Raw genomic sequence first — 15,183 nt, forward strand, 5'->3', positions numbered from 1 at the left:
GATTTCTCGGGGACTGCGCCTGGACTACTCGGGGGTTTCGTCCAGAGCGTGCGCGACCAGGGACAGCAGGGTCTCGATCACCGAGATCCGGCGCCGCGCATCCATGATCATGACGGGGATGTGCGCGGGTATGGTCAGCGCCTCGCGGACGTCCTCCGGGTCGAACCGCTCGCTGCCGTCGAAGTGGTTGACCGCGACGACGTACGGCAGCCCGCAGCTCTCGAAGTAGTCCAGCGCGGGGAAACAGTCCTTCAGCCGGCGGGTGTCGGCCAGCACGACCGCGCCGATCGCGCCGCGCACCAGGTCGTCCCACATGAACCAGAACCGCTGCTGGCCCGGTGTGCCGAACAGATACAGCACCAGGTCGTCGTCGAGCGTGATCCGGCCGTAGTCCATGGCCACGGTGGTGGTCAGCTTGTCCGGCGTGGCGGAGAGGTCGTCGGTGCCCTCGCTCGCCTCGGTCATCAGCGCCTCCGTCTGGAGCGGCGTGATCTCCGAGACGGCCCCGACCAGCGTGGTCTTGCCGACGCCGAAGCCCCCGGCCACCACGATCTTGGTGGCGACGGGGGCCCGGGTACGGTCCTTCTGCCAGGCCTTCAGATCCTCGTCGGGCGCGGTGAAGCCGGCGACGAGCGGGGTGACGCCGGTGGCGTCGGCGACGGTGGCGTCAGAGACGGCGGAGTCCACTCAGCACCCTTTCCAGCAGAGCGCGGTCCGGGCGGCCGGTGCCGTGACCGGTTCCGGTGCCGTACACACGGATCTTTCCCTGGTCCGCGAGATCGCTCAGGAGGACGCGGACCACGCCGAGCGGCATCTTCAGCAGCGCGGCGATCTCGGCCACCGTGCGCATACGGCGGCACAGTTCGACGATGGCCCGCAGTTCCGGCATGACCCGGGTGTTGAGCGAGCCGTTCGTCAGCTCCTTGCGCTCCTCGGGGGCGTCGAGCGCCGCCGTGCTGGCCACGAACGTCTCCACGAGGAGGACGTGGCCGAAGCGGGTACGGCCGCCGGTGAGCGAGTAGGGGCGGACGCGGGCGGGCTTGCGGTCGCCGCCGCGGACGGGGAGCTTCGGCGGGCGGCTCATCGGACGGCCCCGGTGGCGGTGTCGGCCTCCAGTGACTGCCGGAGTTCCGTGCGGAGTTCCGGGGTGAGGACGTGGCCGGCGCGGCCGACGAACAGCGCCATGTGGTAGGCCACCACGCTCATGTCGCACTCGGCGGAGCCGTGCACGCCGAGCAGTGAGCCGTCGCTGATCGACATCACGAACAGGCTGCCCTCGTCCATGGCGACCATCGTGTGCTTGACCCCGCCGAACTCCAGCAGCTTGGCCGCGCCCACGGTGAGGCTGCCGATGCCGGAGACGATCGTGGCGAGGTCGGCGGAGGAGCCGCGGGGGCCCTTCGCCGGGGCGGACCTGCGTTCCTGGAGGGCCTGGCGGGACTGCTCGGTGTGGCCCGGGTCGGAGGAGAGCAGGAGCAGGCCGTCGGAGGAGACGACGGCGACGGACTGGATGCCGGGGACCTCCTCGACCAGGTTGGTCAGCAGCCAGTGCAGGTTGCGGGCTTCACTGCTCAGTCCGTAGGTACTCGGCGCGGTCAACTGGTTGCCTCCTCGGCTGTACCCCCCGTGGTTTCTTCGGCGTGTGCGTCATCGGACGGCCGCCGGTTGTTGGCCGTCTCTTCGGCGATCTGCGCTTCTACGTCGCGATAGCCGGCCTCCGCCCCCCGGCGGAAGCCGCCCAGCCTGCGGCGCAGGGCCTCGGCGTCGACCGAGCGGGTCCGCTGGCGCGGGGCCTCGGCGGGGGTGGTGATCCTGGGTGTGCGTTTGGGCAGGCCCTTGCTGGTGAGCGGCTCCTCGGCCGCGCCGTCCGTACGGCCTTCGTCGTCGGCCGCGGATGACCCGCTCGGGGCGCCTTCGCCGTCGGCGGCCGCGGGCTCGCCGGAGGCCTCCTGCGGCGGGGTGGGATCCGGGAGCAACAGCTCCATCGTGGTCTCGGCATACGCCTCGACCCCCACCTCCGGATGCCCGCCCCCGGCCCAGCCCGCGTCGTCGGCCACGGCCCCGTGCTCATCCTGAGCCCGGTCCTCATCACCGGCCGCGGAGTCAAGCTCTCCCTCGAAGACAGCCTCCTCGGCGTCCACGGCGTCCACGGCATCCGCCGACTCACCCACGGCCTCATCCGCGGCCCCGCCGTCGGCTTCCGCAGCCGGCCCCTCCGCCGAGCCGCCGGAGGCAGCGGGCAGCGGGGTCGGGGGTGTGGGGCGGGTGGGGAGGATGTTGGAGTTGGCTTCGGCGTTGGCGCCCGGGAGGGAGACGGGGGTGCCCTGGGCGGACGGCTGGGGTGGGATCGAGGCCGGGGCGGCCTCCGCGAGCAGGGTGGACGGGAGGATCACCACCGCCGCGGTGCCGCCCTGCTTCTGCTCGCGCAGCCGCACCCGGACGCCATGGCGGTGGGCGAGGCGGGCGACGACGTACAGGCCGAGGCCGAGACCGTCCTCGCCCTCCTGGTCGTAGGGGGACTCGGGGTCGAAGTCGGTGAGGCGGGAGTTCAGGCGGTCGAGGCGGTCCTCGGTGACGCCGATGCCCTCGTCCTGGACGGAGAGCATGATCTCGCCGGACTCCAGCAGCCAGCCGGAGACCTCCACGGGAAGGTCCGGCGGGGAGAACGAGGTCGCGTTCTCCATGAGTTCCGCCAGCAGATGGGAGAGGTCGTCCGCGGCGAAGCCCGCCACATGCGCGTGCGGGGGCAGGGAGGCGATGCGGACCCGCTCGTAGCGTTCGATCTCGCTGACCGCCGCGCGGACCACGTCGACCAGCGGGACCGGCCCGTGGTGCGGCTGCACATGCTCGGTGCCGGCGAGGACCAGGAGGTTCTCGCTGTGCCGGCGCATGACCGTGGCGAAGTGGTCCAGCTTGAAGAGGGTGGCCAGCCGGTCGGGGTCCTGCTCCCGCTCCTCCAGGCCCTCGATCACCCCCAGTTGGCGCTCGACCAGGCCCAGGGTGCGCAGGGCGAGGTTGACGAAGGTGCCGCCGATGCTGGTGCGCAGCCGCTGCAACTGGGCCTCGGCGTCGGCCAGTTCCGCGCGCAGCGACTCCCGGGCGTCGGCCATCTTCTGCCGCTGGCCGACCAGGTGCTTGCGGTCGGTCTCCAGCGTCGTCACCCGCTCCTGGAGGGCGAGCGCGTGCGCGTGCAGGGCGTTGACCGAGCGGACGACCTGGGCGAACTCGTCGTTGCGGCCGGTGAAGGCGATCGGCTCCTCGGCCGTCGGCTGCTCGGACTGCGCCAGCCGGGCCGAGCCGCGGCGCAGCACGGACAGCGGGCGGGTCAGGGTGCGCGCCATGGCCGTGGCGATGCCCACGGCCACCAGCATCAGCACGCCGAGGACCGCGACCCGGACCTCCAGCGCGGTGACGTCGTCGTCGCGGAGCTTTTCGAGGTCCTTGGTGCGGTGGTCGTAGAGCGCGGACTCGGCGCCGCGCATCAGGTCGACGCGGGCGGACAGGGCCGCGTCCAGCTTCTTGGTGCTGGTGGTCAGCTCGCTGTCGGCGAGGGTGGGCTGGTCGGTGAGCGTGGCCAGGTACTTCTCCGCCGAGTTGACCTCGGGGCCGGTGACGGTGGAGGCGTAGGAGTCCACGGCCGCCTTGGGGGCGGTGGCGCGGAAGCCGGCGAGTGCGGCGTCGGCGCGGACGCGGGCCTGCTGGGCGGCGGCGGTGAGCGCGTCGCGCTGCTTGCGGTCCGCCTCGGTGGTGAGGGAGGTGGTGGTGGGCAGGCCGGTGAGGGGGTTGATCACCGTGTGGCTGGTGGAGGGGACGTTCAGCGCGGCCAGCAGCAGCCCCCGGGCGGCGGCGGACTGCTGGACGGCGGTGTCCAGTTCGGCGAGCGCGTGGGCGCCGGAACCGGCCCGCGGGGGCATCCGGTCGGCGAGCTGCTCGGCGAGCCGGTGCAGGTCGGTGATGATCGCCGAGTAGGCCTGGTGGGCCTGGAGGGCGGTGGACTTGCCGGTGAGGGCCGCGTGCCGGTTCGGCTCGATGGCGTCGAGGTCGGTGCGCAGGCTCGCCGGGGTGTCGGGATCGGCGCGCAGGTCCTCGACCTCGCGGTCGACGCGGGCGCTGCGGTCCTCGGAGGGCGCCTTGGAGCGGGGGCGGCCCGCGGCGATGTAGGAGGTGACCTCGTCGCGCTCGTCGGCGAGGGAGTGGGCGAGGGCGAGGGCGTCCTCGGTGCGGGCGGCCAGGGTCACCAGGTCCTGCGAGTCGCTGACGTTCCCGGAGGCGGTGAGCAGTGCGGGCGCGCCGGCTCCGGCGACGGCCGCGGCGACCACCGCGACGGCGATGATCAGCCGGGTGCGCACATGGGTGGGGCGGCCGGTGCCCACGGGGGTCTGCTCGGCGGTCCCCTCGGGGGCCGTCTGCCTGCCTGTGCGCCGAGGCCGCTTCATCTGCACCGGTGCTCGCATTCCGTAACTCGTCTACCCAAGGGCCCGGGTGGCGGCCCGTCATGTCGGCGCCAAGTGGTGCGTACACCCGGTTCGTACGGTTCCCGACCCTCCCAGCGCCGGTGGGCGGTGGTCGTGCATCACCTGACCCGCCACTCGAAGGAGTGAACATCGGAGGGGAGTTGGCGGGCAAGTTCCTCTGGCGCGTGCACGGCCCCTGCACGGTGGGCCGGTTGGACGCGGGCGGCAGGCTTTGGCAGGATTCGCCACCGCGTCTTGCCGGAGTGCCTCATTCCCTCCCAAACCAGACGGCTGACCTGCGAGGTCGTGGTCATTCGGCAACGCTTCGCAGCCTTTGGCGCACGCTGTGAAGAGGTCGTGCAGACTGGCCGAATGCGCACTGATCTGGTCTCGGAACCGGGCGACGCGGTTCGCCTCGACGAGGACTTCGCCGGTGTCGGACTTCCCGCCTCCGGACAGGGGGGTTGTGTGATCGTGCTGGACGGGGTGACACCGCCGCCCAGTGGCGAGACGGGCTGTCTGCATTCCGTCCCCTGGTTCACCGCGCGGCTGGGTGGCGCGCTGACCGAACTGACCGTTTCCGGGCGAGATCTGACGCTGTCGGAGATTCTTTCCCGGGCGATCGCGCGCACCGCACAGGCCCACGCTCAAACCTGTGAGCTTTCTCACCCGCGGACACCGCAGGCGACCGTCGCCCTGGCCCGCTGGTCCGCCGACCTCGTGGAGTATTTGGTGCTGTCCGACGCGGTGCTGCTGCTCCGGTCGCCGCAGGGTGCGGTCACCCCGGTGCTGGACGACCGGCTGGCCCGGCTGCCCCGCTCGGCGCTCGCGAGCGCGGCCGTGGTCGACAGCACGCTGCGCAACAAGGAGGGCGGCTTCTTCACGGCCGCCGCGGATCCCTCGGTGGCCGCCCGTGCGGTGACCGGCGCGGTGCCTCGCGCGCAGGTCCGCGCCCTGGCCGCGCTGACGGACGGCGCGAGCCGCTGGACGGAGCTGTTCCGCGAGGGCGACTGGGCGGCCCTGTTCGACATCCTCGCCAAGGAGGGGGCCCGGTCGCTGGTGGACCGGGTGCGGGAGCTGGAGGCGGCGGACCGCGAGGAGCGGGCGTTCCTCGGCCGCGCCAAGACGCACGACGACGCGACCGCGGTGTACGTCGAGCTGTGAGCCCGGGGGCTACTTCTCCATGACCCGGTTCAACTGGTGCAGCAGCCGGGCGAGTTCCGCCACCTCGGTGCGGTCCCAGTGGGCGAGCTGGCTGACGTAGCGGGCGCGGCGGGCCTCGCGGACCGTGCCGACGCGGCGGCGCCCCTCCTCGGTGAGGGTGACGAGCCAGGCGCGGCCGTCGGCGGGGTCGGGCTCGCGGGCGATCAGGCCCAGCTCCTCCAGGGCGCGCAGCTGGCGGGACATGGTGGCCTTGCCGACGCCGATGTAGGCGGCGAGTTCCGTGGCCCGCTGGCCGCCCTGCTCGTCCAGGCGGATGAGCAGCCCGTACGCGGCGGACTCCAGATCGGGGTGGACCTCCCGGGCCATCTCGCCCTGGTTGGCCCGGGCGCGCCGGAGCAGCACGGTCAACTCGCGCTCCAGCGCCAGGAACTCCTGGTCTGCACCACTGGGCGTCACCTGGCAGGCGCCCAGTGGTTCGTCGCCATTTCCGTCCTCGTGCACGTCAGCACCCCTGATCGGTTTCGCGGTCCTGAAAGTTTCTGTCAAACGCCGCCATTGCCGCAGCTCGGCCAGTATTTCGCAGGCGTAGACCAACGGCGGTGGCCGGACCCCCTTCCGTCGCCCTATCTACGTGCGTAGCTTCTTTATCGAGCAACCAATGGCATGCCCACGCCAGTGGGAGACCCCCCACATTGTGCTCCCCCACCTCACACCCGGAGGCACGTCATGCCCGTGCACAGACCCGGTTCCATCCGCCCCGCCCGCTCCCCGCGCGCCCTCCTTCTCGCAGCCGGGCTGACCGCCCTGCTCACGGCGCTCGCCCTCGCGCTCCCCGGCACCTCCGCCCAGGCCGCGGCCAAGCCCAGCCGCGGCTCCGCCTACATGGGCATGGGCGTCCTCGCCCATGACGGCCGGAAGGGCACGGCCACGCCCGCCTCGGTCACCCAGACAGAAGGCGTGGACGTCTCGGCGTACCAGGGCAACGTCGCCTGGTCCACGCTCTACGGCAGCGGGGTGCGCTGGGCGTACGTCAAGGCCACGGAAGGCACGTACTACACCAACCCGTCCTTCGCCCAGCAGTACAACGGCTCGTACAACGTCGGCATGATCCGCGGCTCCTACCACTTCGCCACCCCGGACACCACGAGCGGCGCCACCCAGGCCAGCTACTTCGTCAGCCACGGCGGGGGCTGGTCCCAGGACGGCAAGACCCTGCCCGGCGCCCTCGACATCGAGTGGAACCCGTACGGGGCGGCCTGCTACGGCAAGACGGCGAGCCAGATGGTCAGCTGGATCGCCGACTTCGTCACTACCTACAAGTCGCTCACCAGCCGCTATCCGGTGATCTACACGGCCTACAGCTGGTGGAGCCAGTGCACCGGCAACTACGGCGGCTTCGCCACGAACGACCCGCTGTGGATCGCCCGCTACGCGACGGACCCGGGGACCCTGCCCGCCGGATGGTCGTACTACACGATGTGGCAGTACACCTCGTCCGGCCCGACCGTCGGTGACCACGACAAGTTCAACGGCGCCCTGGACCGGGTGCAGGCCCTGGCCAACGGATAGCCGGCCCGTGGATCGCTGCGTTGGTGCTCAGCGCCGCCCCGGATCATGCTGGGGGGTGGAGAGCCTGCCGAGCAAGGGCGAGATGAGCGGCGATGGAGCGACAGTCCACGTACACGGCCACGGCCACCATCGATGAGCAGGGGATCCTCACCGGCTGGAGCGAGGGCGCGCGGCGGCTGCTCGGCTACGACTCCTCGGCGGTCGTCGGCCGTCCCGCCACCGCGCTGCTCGCCGCCGACGGTCCGGCGGCCCAGCGCGTCCTGGCCGGCCGGCAGCGCTGGCACGGCACCGTACCGCTGCGCCACCGCGACGGCCGGCTGCTGGAACTGGGTGTGCTCGCCCACCGCCGGGCCGCGGACTGGCTGGTGGTCAGCGCCGTCACCGCCCGGGCCCAGCCGCCCCGCGGCGAACCGCTGGAGGAGTGGACCTTCCTCCAGTCCCCCTTCCCGCTCGCCATCTTCGACGCCGATCTGCTGCTGGTGCGGGCCAACCGCCGGATGGAGCACACCCTCGCCCTGCCCGAGGCGGCGATGCGCGGGCTGCGGCTCGCCCATATCGCGCCCGGCACCGGGAGCGAGGAGACCGAGCGCTCGATGCGGCAGGCGCTGGAGTCCGGCCGGCCCCAGGAGGCGGCGGCCGGACTCGGTCCGGACCTGGGCCGCAGCGCCGTCCTCACCCCGCTGAAGGACGCCGGCGGCCGGGTCCGGGCCGTCTGCCTGTCCGCCCCGGCCACCGGGGAGGCGCCCCCTGCCGACTCCGGCACCCCCGTCGGCACGGTGGCCGACCAGTCCCGGGCCGCGCAGGAGCTGGCCGAGGTCACCGTCCCGCGGCTCGCCGACGTCATCGCCGTCGACCTGCTGGACACCCCGCTCGGCGAGGACGAACCCGCGTCGCCCACCGACCAGGTCGTGCTGCGCCGCGCCGCCCTGCGCGCGGTCCCGGACGAGGACCGGCCCGGCTACGGCACCGGGGTCGGCGAGGCCACCGTCTGCCCGGCGGACTCGCCGCCGGCCCAGTGCCTGGCGGCCGGTACGCCGCTGCTGTACGACACCACGGACCCGGCCGTCGCCGGGTGGGCGGCGCTGGACCCGGGCGCCCTCTGGCTGCGCGCCTCCGGCACCCGCTCGCTGCTGGCCGTACCGCTGCTCGCCGAGGGCAGCACGCTCGGCGTCGCGCTGTTCGGCCGGCGACCGCAGCGGGAGCCGTTCGGCCCGGAGGAGCTGCGGGCCGCCGAGGAGTTCACGGCCCGCGCGGCCGCCGGCATCCACCGGGCCCGCGCCCACACCCGGTCCCGCACCACCACCATGGCCCTCCAGCGCAGCCTGCTCCCGCACACCCTGCCCGACCAGGCCGCCCTGGAGATCGCCACCCGCTATCTGCCGGCCGCCACCCGGGCCGGCGTGGGCGGCGACTGGTTCGATGTGATCCCGCTGTCCGGGGCGCGGGTGGCGCTGGTCGTGGGGGACGTGGTCGGGCACGGCATCCGGGCCTCCGCGACCATGGGCCGGCTGCGTACGGCGGTGCGCACGCTGGCGGACGTCGATCTACCCGCCGACGAGCTGCTCACCCACCTGGACGACCTGGTGCTGCGGCTCGCCGCCGACGAGGGCAGCGCGGACCCGGCCGCCGAGACCGCCGGCGGCATCGGCACCACCTGCCTGTACGCGGTGTACGACCCCGTCTCGCGGCGCTGCACCCTGGCCCGGGCCGGCCATCCGCCGCCCGCCGTGGTCACCCCCGACGGCGCCGTCCGCTTTCTCGACGTACCCGCCGGTCCGCCGCTGGGGCTCGGCGGGCTGCCGTTCGAGGCCGTCGAGACCGAACTGCCCGAGGGCAGTCTGCTCGCCCTCTACACGGACGGCCTGTTCGAGGCCCGCGACCACGACATCGACGAGGCGCTGGACAAGATGTTCGCGGCGCTCGGCCGGCCCGCCCGCACCCTGGACTCGGTCTGCGACCACGTGCTCACCGAGCTGCTGACCCATCGCCCCGACGACGACATCGCCCTGCTGGTGGCGCGCACCCGGGTCCTGCACGAGGACCGGGTCGCCTCCTGGGAGCTGGCGCCCGAGCCGACGGTTGTCTCCCAGGCCCGCCATCTCGCCGACGACCAGCTGGCCGCCTGGGGGCTCAGCGAGGCGGCCTTCACCACCGAGCTGATGGTGAGCGAGCTGGTCACCAACGCCATCCGCTACGGCCGTCCGCCCATCCGGCTCCGGCTGATCCATCAGAACTCCACCCTGATCTGCGAGGTGTACGACGCCAGCGGGACCACCCCGCACATGCGGCGCGCCCGGATCTTCGACGAGGGCGGGCGCGGCCTGCTGCTCGTCGCCCAGCTCGCCGACCGCTGGGGCACCCGGCACGACCGGATCGGCAAGACGGTCTGGGCCGAACAGAACCTCACGGGGCTCCAGGCCCTTTAGGAGACGACCGGTCCGCTGTCGCTGCCCTGGTCCGGGGGCGCGGGGTTGCCGTGGCCGCTGTCGTCCGCGGGTGCCGACGGGGCGGAGCCGTTCTGGGGTGTGTGGTCGCTGCCGCCGTCCGTGCCCGTGGTCGAGGGCGGCTCCGGGCAGGGTGCCCCGCCCCCGCCGCCCCCGCTGCCACTGCTGCCGTTACGGCCGTCCCGGCCGCCGCAGCTGCCCCGGCCGCCGCGCCCGCCCGCGCCACCGGTGCCGGTCTGGCCCGGGGCCGTACACACCGGCGGGCTGCCCGTGCCGTCCCCGCCGTTGCCCCCGTTGCCGCCGTCGCCGCGGCGGCAGTAGCCGTGGTCGTCCCCGTGCCGGTCGTGAGGGGAGTGGTCGTGGTGCCGGTCGTGGTCGCGGTCGTGGTGGGTGTGCGCGGGGCTGCTGTGCCCGAGCGGGGCCGCGAGGGCGGTGCCGGCGGGGACGGCCGCGCCGGTCACGGCGAGGAAGACGATGGCGGCGGCCGCGGTGAGCGAGTTCCTGCGCGTTTCGGTCTTCATGGTGCTTCCTGCTCGTCGGTTGTCGTGGGTGTTCATCGAGGTCATCGGGTTCGTCGGGGGGCGTGGGCGGTTTCTCAGGTGTGGCGCATGAGCACGGACCAGTCGTCGTCGAGGTAGGCCCGTTTCCAGGTCTCGACCTCGTGCGGGGACATCCGGTACTTGTGGGCGATCTGCGCCTCGGTCGCGCCGCCGTTCAGCAGGACCAGCACGACGCGGACCTTGTCGGCGAGGGTGAGGTCGCCCTTCGGCTTGTCGGGCAGGTCGGCGTAGCGGTTGCAGGCGTGGGTGCCGGGGCTGCCGGGCTTGCCGGGCTTGCCGGGCCGGCCGTTCGCGCCGCTGTCGCCGCCCTGGCCGCCGGCGCCGCCGTTGCCGCACTCGGAGGTGACGGGGCGGTCGGCCGCTGCGGGGGCCGTCAGGGCGCGGGCGGCACAGCCGGTGCCCGCGGCGAGGGTGACGGCGGCGGCCAGCAGACGGGCCGCGCGGAGCCGGAGTTTCCTGGTCATGGGGTGTCCTTGGGGGAGGAGGGACACGGCGGCCCGGGCGGGCGCTTGGAGCCCGCCCGGGCCGCCGTACCGTGCGGGTCAGCCGCCGTTGCCGCCGTCGCCGCCGTTGCCGCCCACGACACCACCGGTGCCGCCGTCGCCACCGTTGCCGCCGGTGGTTCCGCCGTTCCCGCCGGTACCGCCGTTGCCGCCCACGACACCACCGGTGCCGCCCGTACCGCCGTTGCCGCCGGTCGTCCCGCCGGTGCCGCCATTGCCGCCGTTGCCGCCCGCGACCCCGCCGGCGCCGCCCGTACCGCCGTTGCCGCCGGTCGTGCCGCCGGTTCCGCCGGTACCGCCGTTGCCGCCCTGGATCCCGCCGGCGCCACCGTTGCCGCCGTTGCCGCCGGTGGTGGTGCCCTTTCCGCCGTTACCGCCGTTGCCGCCCTGGATCCCGCCCGCACCGCCGTTGCCGCCGTTGCCGCCGGTGCCCTTGTGGTCTGCGTTGTCGTGGTGATCCGAGTGGTCGTGGTGGTCCGAGTGGTCGTGGTCGGACCGGTCGTGGTGGTCGAAGAAGTGGTGCCGGTGGTGGTCGTCGCCCCAGTAGAACCAGTAGCAGTCGTACTCGTGGTGCTTGCGGTCCCACTCGCAGATGATGACCTTGTGGTGGTGGTCGTGGGCGACAGCCATCGTCTGCGCCTGGGGCATGGGGGCGGCCGTCGCGGTGACGGCCGGGAGCATCACTCCCCCGGCGGCGGCCATGGCCGCCGCGGCCACCGTGGCGAGGCGCAGACCTCGCTTCGTCCGGTTCTCCGTACGGTTCGCGATCTTGCGGTTCATGGTGTCCTCCTACTTGTTCCGTAAGGCCCTTTTCGGTTTCCGGTTTCTCCGGTGGGGGCCGCACTTCAAGTAGGCGGGACGGGCGCCATGCCGGTCATGTTCCGAGGACTCGGGACTTGACGAGCTGGACAAATGACACTATTGGGGCGCGAGGATCGGACGGGCCCAGGCGGGCGGTGCCGGGACCGCGGGGCGCGGGTCGACCAGCGTGGGGGTACGGCGGGCGGCCCGGACCGGCGGCTCGGCGGGCCCCATGGCGGCGCGCAGGGCCGCGACGAACTCCAGGCAGGAGCCGTAGCGGTCGTCCGGGGTCTTGGCGAGGGCCCGGAACAGCACCTCGTCGGCGGCCGGCGGCAGCTCCGGCCGCTCCTTGCTCAGCCCGGGCGGTGCGTCGTACTGGTGGGCCCAGAGCAGTTCGAGGTGGTCGTCGCGCCGGAAGGGCGGGCCGCCGGCCAGCGTCTCGTGCACCACGCAGGCGAGGCTGTACTGGTCGGCCCGGCCGTCCACCGGGCGCCCCGCGATCCGCTCCGGCGCCACGTAGTCCAGGGTGCCGACGAACTCTCCGGCGCTGGTGAACCCGGTGAGCGACAGGGACTTCTTCGCCAGTCCGAAGTCGGTGAGGTAGACGTGCTCGGGATGGTCGCTGTCCACACCCCTGGCCACCAGGACATTGCCGGGTTTGACGTCCCGGTGGACGAGTTCGCGGGCGTGCGCCGCGTCCAGCGCGGAGGCCAGCTGGGCGGCGATGCGCAGGGCCGCCGGCACCGCGAGCGGGCCCTCGCGGTCGATGAGCGCGCGCAGATCCTGCCCGGCGACGTAGCACATGGCGATGTACAGGACGCCGTCCGTCTCACCGGCCTCGAAGACGGGGACGATGTGCGGGTGGTCGATGGCGGCCGCGACCCGGGACTCCTGGGCGAAGCGGCGGCGGAAGGCGTCGTTGCGCGTGTACTCGGGGGCCAGCAGTTTCAGCGCGACCGTCCGGTCGAGGCGCAGGTCCCGGGCCCGGTAGACGACGGCCATGCCGCCGCGGCCGAGCTCGCGTTCCACGCGGTAGCCGGCGATCTCGGCCCCGATCAGCCCGGAGGGCCGGCTGGGAGGCCAACTCACGCCTGAATTCTACCGAGTGCCCCGGTTGTCCGCGCAGGGCGAAGGCCCGGGTCCCCGCAGGGAACCCGGGCCTCGCCGTGTGCCGGGCGGGGGTCATGCCGCCAGCGGGACCTCCGGTGTCGCGTCCTGTGCGGCGGGCGTGAGCGCCAGCTCCAGGACCTGGCGGACGTCGGTCACGGTGTGCACGTCGAGCCGGTCCAGCACCTCGGCCGGGACGTCGTCCAGGTCCGGTTCGTTGCGCTTGGGGATGATCACGGTGGTCACCCCGGCGCGGTGCGCGGCGAGCAGCTTCTGCTTCACCCCGCCGATCGGCAGCACCCGGCCGGTCAGCGAGACCTCGCCGGTCATCGCCACGTCCGTGCGCACCAGCCGGCCGGACAGCAGGGAGGCGAGGGCCGTGGTCATGGTGATGCCGGCGCTCGGGCCGTCCTTCGGGACCGCACCGGCCGGGAAGTGGATGTGCACGCCCCGGTCCTTCAAGTCGGCTACCGGGAGCTCCAGTTCGGCGCCGTGGCTGCGCAGGAAGCTCAGCGCGATCTGCGCCGACTCCTTCATCACGTCGCCCAGCTGGCCGGTCAGGGTCAGGCCCGCCGCGCCGGTCTCCGGGTCGGCGAGGGACGCCTCCACGAAGAGCACGTCACCGCCCGCGCCGGTGACCGCGAGGCCGGTCGCCACCCCGGGGACGGCGGTACGGCGCTCGGCCGGGTCCTGGGCGGACTCGGGCACATGGCGCGGCCGCCCGATCAGGGCGTGCAGATCGGCGTCCGTCACGGTGAACGGCAGCTCCCGCTCGCCCAGTTCGTGCTGGGCCGCGACCTTGCGGAGCAACCGCGCGATGGACCGCTCCAGGGTGCGCACTCCCGCCTCGCGGGTGTACTCGCCGGCGAGCTTGCGCAGCGCGCTCTCCTCCACGGTGACCTCGTCCCGGTCCAGGCCCGCCCGCTCCAGCTGGCGCGGGAGCAGATGGTCCCGGGCGATGACGATCTTCTCGTCCTCGGTGTAGCCGTCCAGGCGGACGATCTCCATCCGGTCGGCGAGGGCCTCCGGGATCGCCTCCAGGACGTTGGCGGTGGCGAGGAAGACCACGTCGGACAGGTCCAGCTCGACCTCCAGGTAGTGGTCCCGGAAGGTGTGGTTCTGCGCCGGGTCGAGGACCTCCAGGAGGGCCGCGGCGGGGTCTCCGCGGAAGTCGGAGCCGACCTTGTCGATCTCGTCGAGCAGGATCACCGGGTTCATCGACCCGGCCTCCTTGACGGCCCGTACGATCCGCCCGGGCAGCGCGCCGACGTAGGTACGGCGGTGACCGCGGATCTCCGCCTCGTCCCGGACGCCGCCGAGGGCGACCCGGACGAACTTGCGGCCCATGGCGTGCGCGACACTCTCTCCCAAACTGGTCTTTCCGACACCGGGCGGCCCCACCAGGGCGAGGACGGCGCCTCCGCGCCGTCCGCCGATCACGCCGAGGCCGCGCTCGCCGCGCCGCTTGCGCACCGCCAGGTATTCGGTGATGCGCTCCTTCACGTCCTCCAGCCCCGCGTGCTCGGCGTCGAGGATCGCCCGGGCGCCCTGGATGTCGTACGCGGAGGCGCTGTCGTCGGTCCGCACGTTCCACGGCATGTCCAGGACGGTGTCCAGCCAGGTGCGGATCCAGGAGCCCTCGGGTGAGGCGTCGGAGGCCCGCTCCAGCTTGTCGACCTCCTTCAGGGCGGCCTCGCGGACCTTCTCCGGCAGGTCGGCGGCCTCCACGCGGGCGCGGTAGTCGTCGGACTCCTCGGCCGCGCCCTTGGCGTCGCCGTTCAGCTCGCGCAGTTCCTTGCGGACGGCCTCCAGCTGACGGCGCAGCAGGAACTCGCGCTGCTGCTTGTCGACGCCCTCCTGGACGTCCTTGGCGATGGTCTCGGCCACCTCCTGCTCGGCGAGGTGGTCGCGGAGCTGCTGGGTGGCGAGCTTGAGCCGGGCCACCGGGTCGGTGGTCTCCAGCAGTTCGACCTTCTGCTCGGTGGTGAGGAAGGGCGAGTAGCCGGAGTTGTCGGCGAGCGCGGCGACGCCGTCGATGGCCTGGACCCGGTCGACGACCTGCCAGGCGCCGCGCTTCTTCAGCCAGGTGGTGGCGAGCGCCTTGTACTCCTTGACGAGTTCGGTGACCTGACCCGGCAGCGGGTCCGGCACCTCCTCGGCGACCTCGGCGCCCTCCACCCACAGGGCGGCGCCCGGGCCGGTGGTGCCGGCGCCGATGCGGACCCGGCCGCGGCCGCGGATCAGGGCTCCCGGGTCACCGTCGGCCAGCCGACCGACCTGCTCGACCGTGCCCAGCACACCCGTCCTGGCGTAGGTGCCGTCGATGCGCGGCACCAGCAGCACCTTGGGCTTTCCGGGTTCGGAGCGGGCGGCGGCCTGTGCGGCCTCCACCGCGGCCCGTACCTCGGCATCGCTCAGGTCCAGCGGAACCACCATGCCGGGCAGGACGACCTCGTCGTCGAGCGGCAGCACGGGCAGGACGAGAGTGAAAGCCGGTGACTCAGCAGCCATGATCTCCCCTTAGGCCGGTAACTTGAGCTGTACCGACTCAATGTTCTGGCTAGTGGGATTGTTCCCTGGA

General features: G+C 73.2%; 13 protein-coding genes. 3 read left to right on the plus strand and 10 right to left on the minus strand.

Going from position 1 to position 15,183, the window contains the following annotated elements; genetic code table 11:
• Positions 1–24: 24 nt before the first annotated feature.
• Genes ACWCV9_RS06535 through ACWCV9_RS06550 form a run of 4 tightly spaced genes read right to left on the minus strand, consistent with a single transcriptional unit; the run spans position 25 to position 4,454 of the window.
• Entirely contained in the window at positions 25–687 is a 663-nt protein-coding gene (locus ACWCV9_RS06535) for a GTP-binding protein (RefSeq protein WP_450784554.1), read from the minus strand.
• A complete protein-coding gene (locus ACWCV9_RS06540; RefSeq protein ID WP_450784555.1) occupies positions 668–1,084 on the minus strand; it encodes a DUF742 domain-containing protein in 417 nt (138 codons plus the stop codon). Before ACWCV9_RS06540 ends, ACWCV9_RS06535 begins: the two co-directional genes overlap by 20 nt.
• Positions 1,081–1,599, minus strand: a complete 519-nt coding sequence (locus ACWCV9_RS06545) for a roadblock/LC7 domain-containing protein (protein WP_450784556.1) — start codon at positions 1,597–1,599, stop codon at positions 1,081–1,083. Before ACWCV9_RS06545 ends, ACWCV9_RS06540 begins: the two co-directional genes overlap by 4 nt.
• Positions 1,596–4,454, minus strand: a complete 2,859-nt coding sequence (locus ACWCV9_RS06550; RefSeq protein ID WP_450784557.1) for a nitrate- and nitrite sensing domain-containing protein — start codon at positions 4,452–4,454, stop codon at positions 1,596–1,598. The genes ACWCV9_RS06545 and ACWCV9_RS06550 overlap by 4 nt, the downstream gene beginning before the upstream one ends.
• A 372-nt stretch (positions 4,455–4,826) precedes the next feature.
• On the opposite strand from ACWCV9_RS06550, the gene ACWCV9_RS06555 reads away from it, so the two are divergent.
• A complete protein-coding gene (locus tag ACWCV9_RS06555) occupies positions 4,827–5,618 on the plus strand; it encodes a protein phosphatase 2C domain-containing protein (RefSeq protein WP_450784558.1) in 792 nt (263 codons plus the stop codon).
• Between the two features lie 9 nt (positions 5,619–5,627).
• Here the strand turns inward: ACWCV9_RS06555 and ACWCV9_RS06560 are convergent, their stop codons facing one another.
• Positions 5,628–6,119, minus strand: a complete 492-nt coding sequence (locus tag ACWCV9_RS06560) for a MarR family winged helix-turn-helix transcriptional regulator (protein ID WP_450784559.1) — start codon at positions 6,117–6,119, stop codon at positions 5,628–5,630.
• Between the two features lie 225 nt (positions 6,120–6,344).
• On the opposite strand from ACWCV9_RS06560, the gene ACWCV9_RS06565 reads away from it, so the two are divergent.
• Together ACWCV9_RS06565 and ACWCV9_RS06570 are read left to right on the plus strand one after the other, a co-directional pair.
• Positions 6,345–7,187, plus strand: coding sequence for a lysozyme (locus ACWCV9_RS06565; protein ID WP_450784560.1), 843 nt, complete (start codon positions 6,345–6,347; stop codon positions 7,185–7,187).
• A 92-nt stretch (positions 7,188–7,279) separates the two neighbouring features.
• Positions 7,280–9,613: a SpoIIE family protein phosphatase gene (locus ACWCV9_RS06570; protein WP_450784561.1), complete on the plus strand. Its 2,334-nt coding sequence runs from the start codon at positions 7,280–7,282 to the stop codon at positions 9,611–9,613.
• Here ACWCV9_RS06570 and ACWCV9_RS06575 read toward each other — a convergent pair.
• The 5 genes from ACWCV9_RS06575 to lon all read right to left on the minus strand — a co-directional run bounded on the left by ACWCV9_RS06575 (position 9,610) and on the right by lon (position 15,113).
• A complete protein-coding gene (locus ACWCV9_RS06575) occupies positions 9,610–10,152 on the minus strand; it encodes a hypothetical protein (protein ID WP_450784562.1) in 543 nt (180 codons plus the stop codon). The two genes, ACWCV9_RS06570 and ACWCV9_RS06575, sit on opposite strands and share 4 nt — an antisense overlap.
• Before the next feature lie 74 nt (positions 10,153–10,226).
• Complete coding sequence (locus tag ACWCV9_RS06580; RefSeq protein ID WP_450784563.1) at positions 10,227–10,655, minus strand: hypothetical protein; 429 nt, start codon at positions 10,653–10,655, stop codon at positions 10,227–10,229.
• A gap of 78 nt (positions 10,656–10,733) precedes the next feature.
• Positions 10,734–11,474 carry a hypothetical protein gene (locus tag ACWCV9_RS06585; protein WP_450784564.1) on the minus strand — a complete coding sequence of 247 codons (741 nt, stop codon included), beginning with the start codon at positions 11,472–11,474 and terminating at the stop codon, positions 10,734–10,736.
• A gap of 138 nt (positions 11,475–11,612) precedes the next feature.
• Positions 11,613–12,584: a serine/threonine-protein kinase gene (locus ACWCV9_RS06590; protein ID WP_450784565.1), complete on the minus strand. Its 972-nt coding sequence runs from the start codon at positions 12,582–12,584 to the stop codon at positions 11,613–11,615.
• Between the two features lie 93 nt (positions 12,585–12,677).
• Complete coding sequence (gene lon, locus ACWCV9_RS06595; RefSeq protein ID WP_450784566.1) at positions 12,678–15,113, minus strand: endopeptidase La; 2,436 nt, start codon at positions 15,111–15,113, stop codon at positions 12,678–12,680.
• Positions 15,114–15,183: the final 70 nt, after the last annotated feature.

This window comes from Streptomyces sp. NPDC001606, from assembly GCF_053596835.1.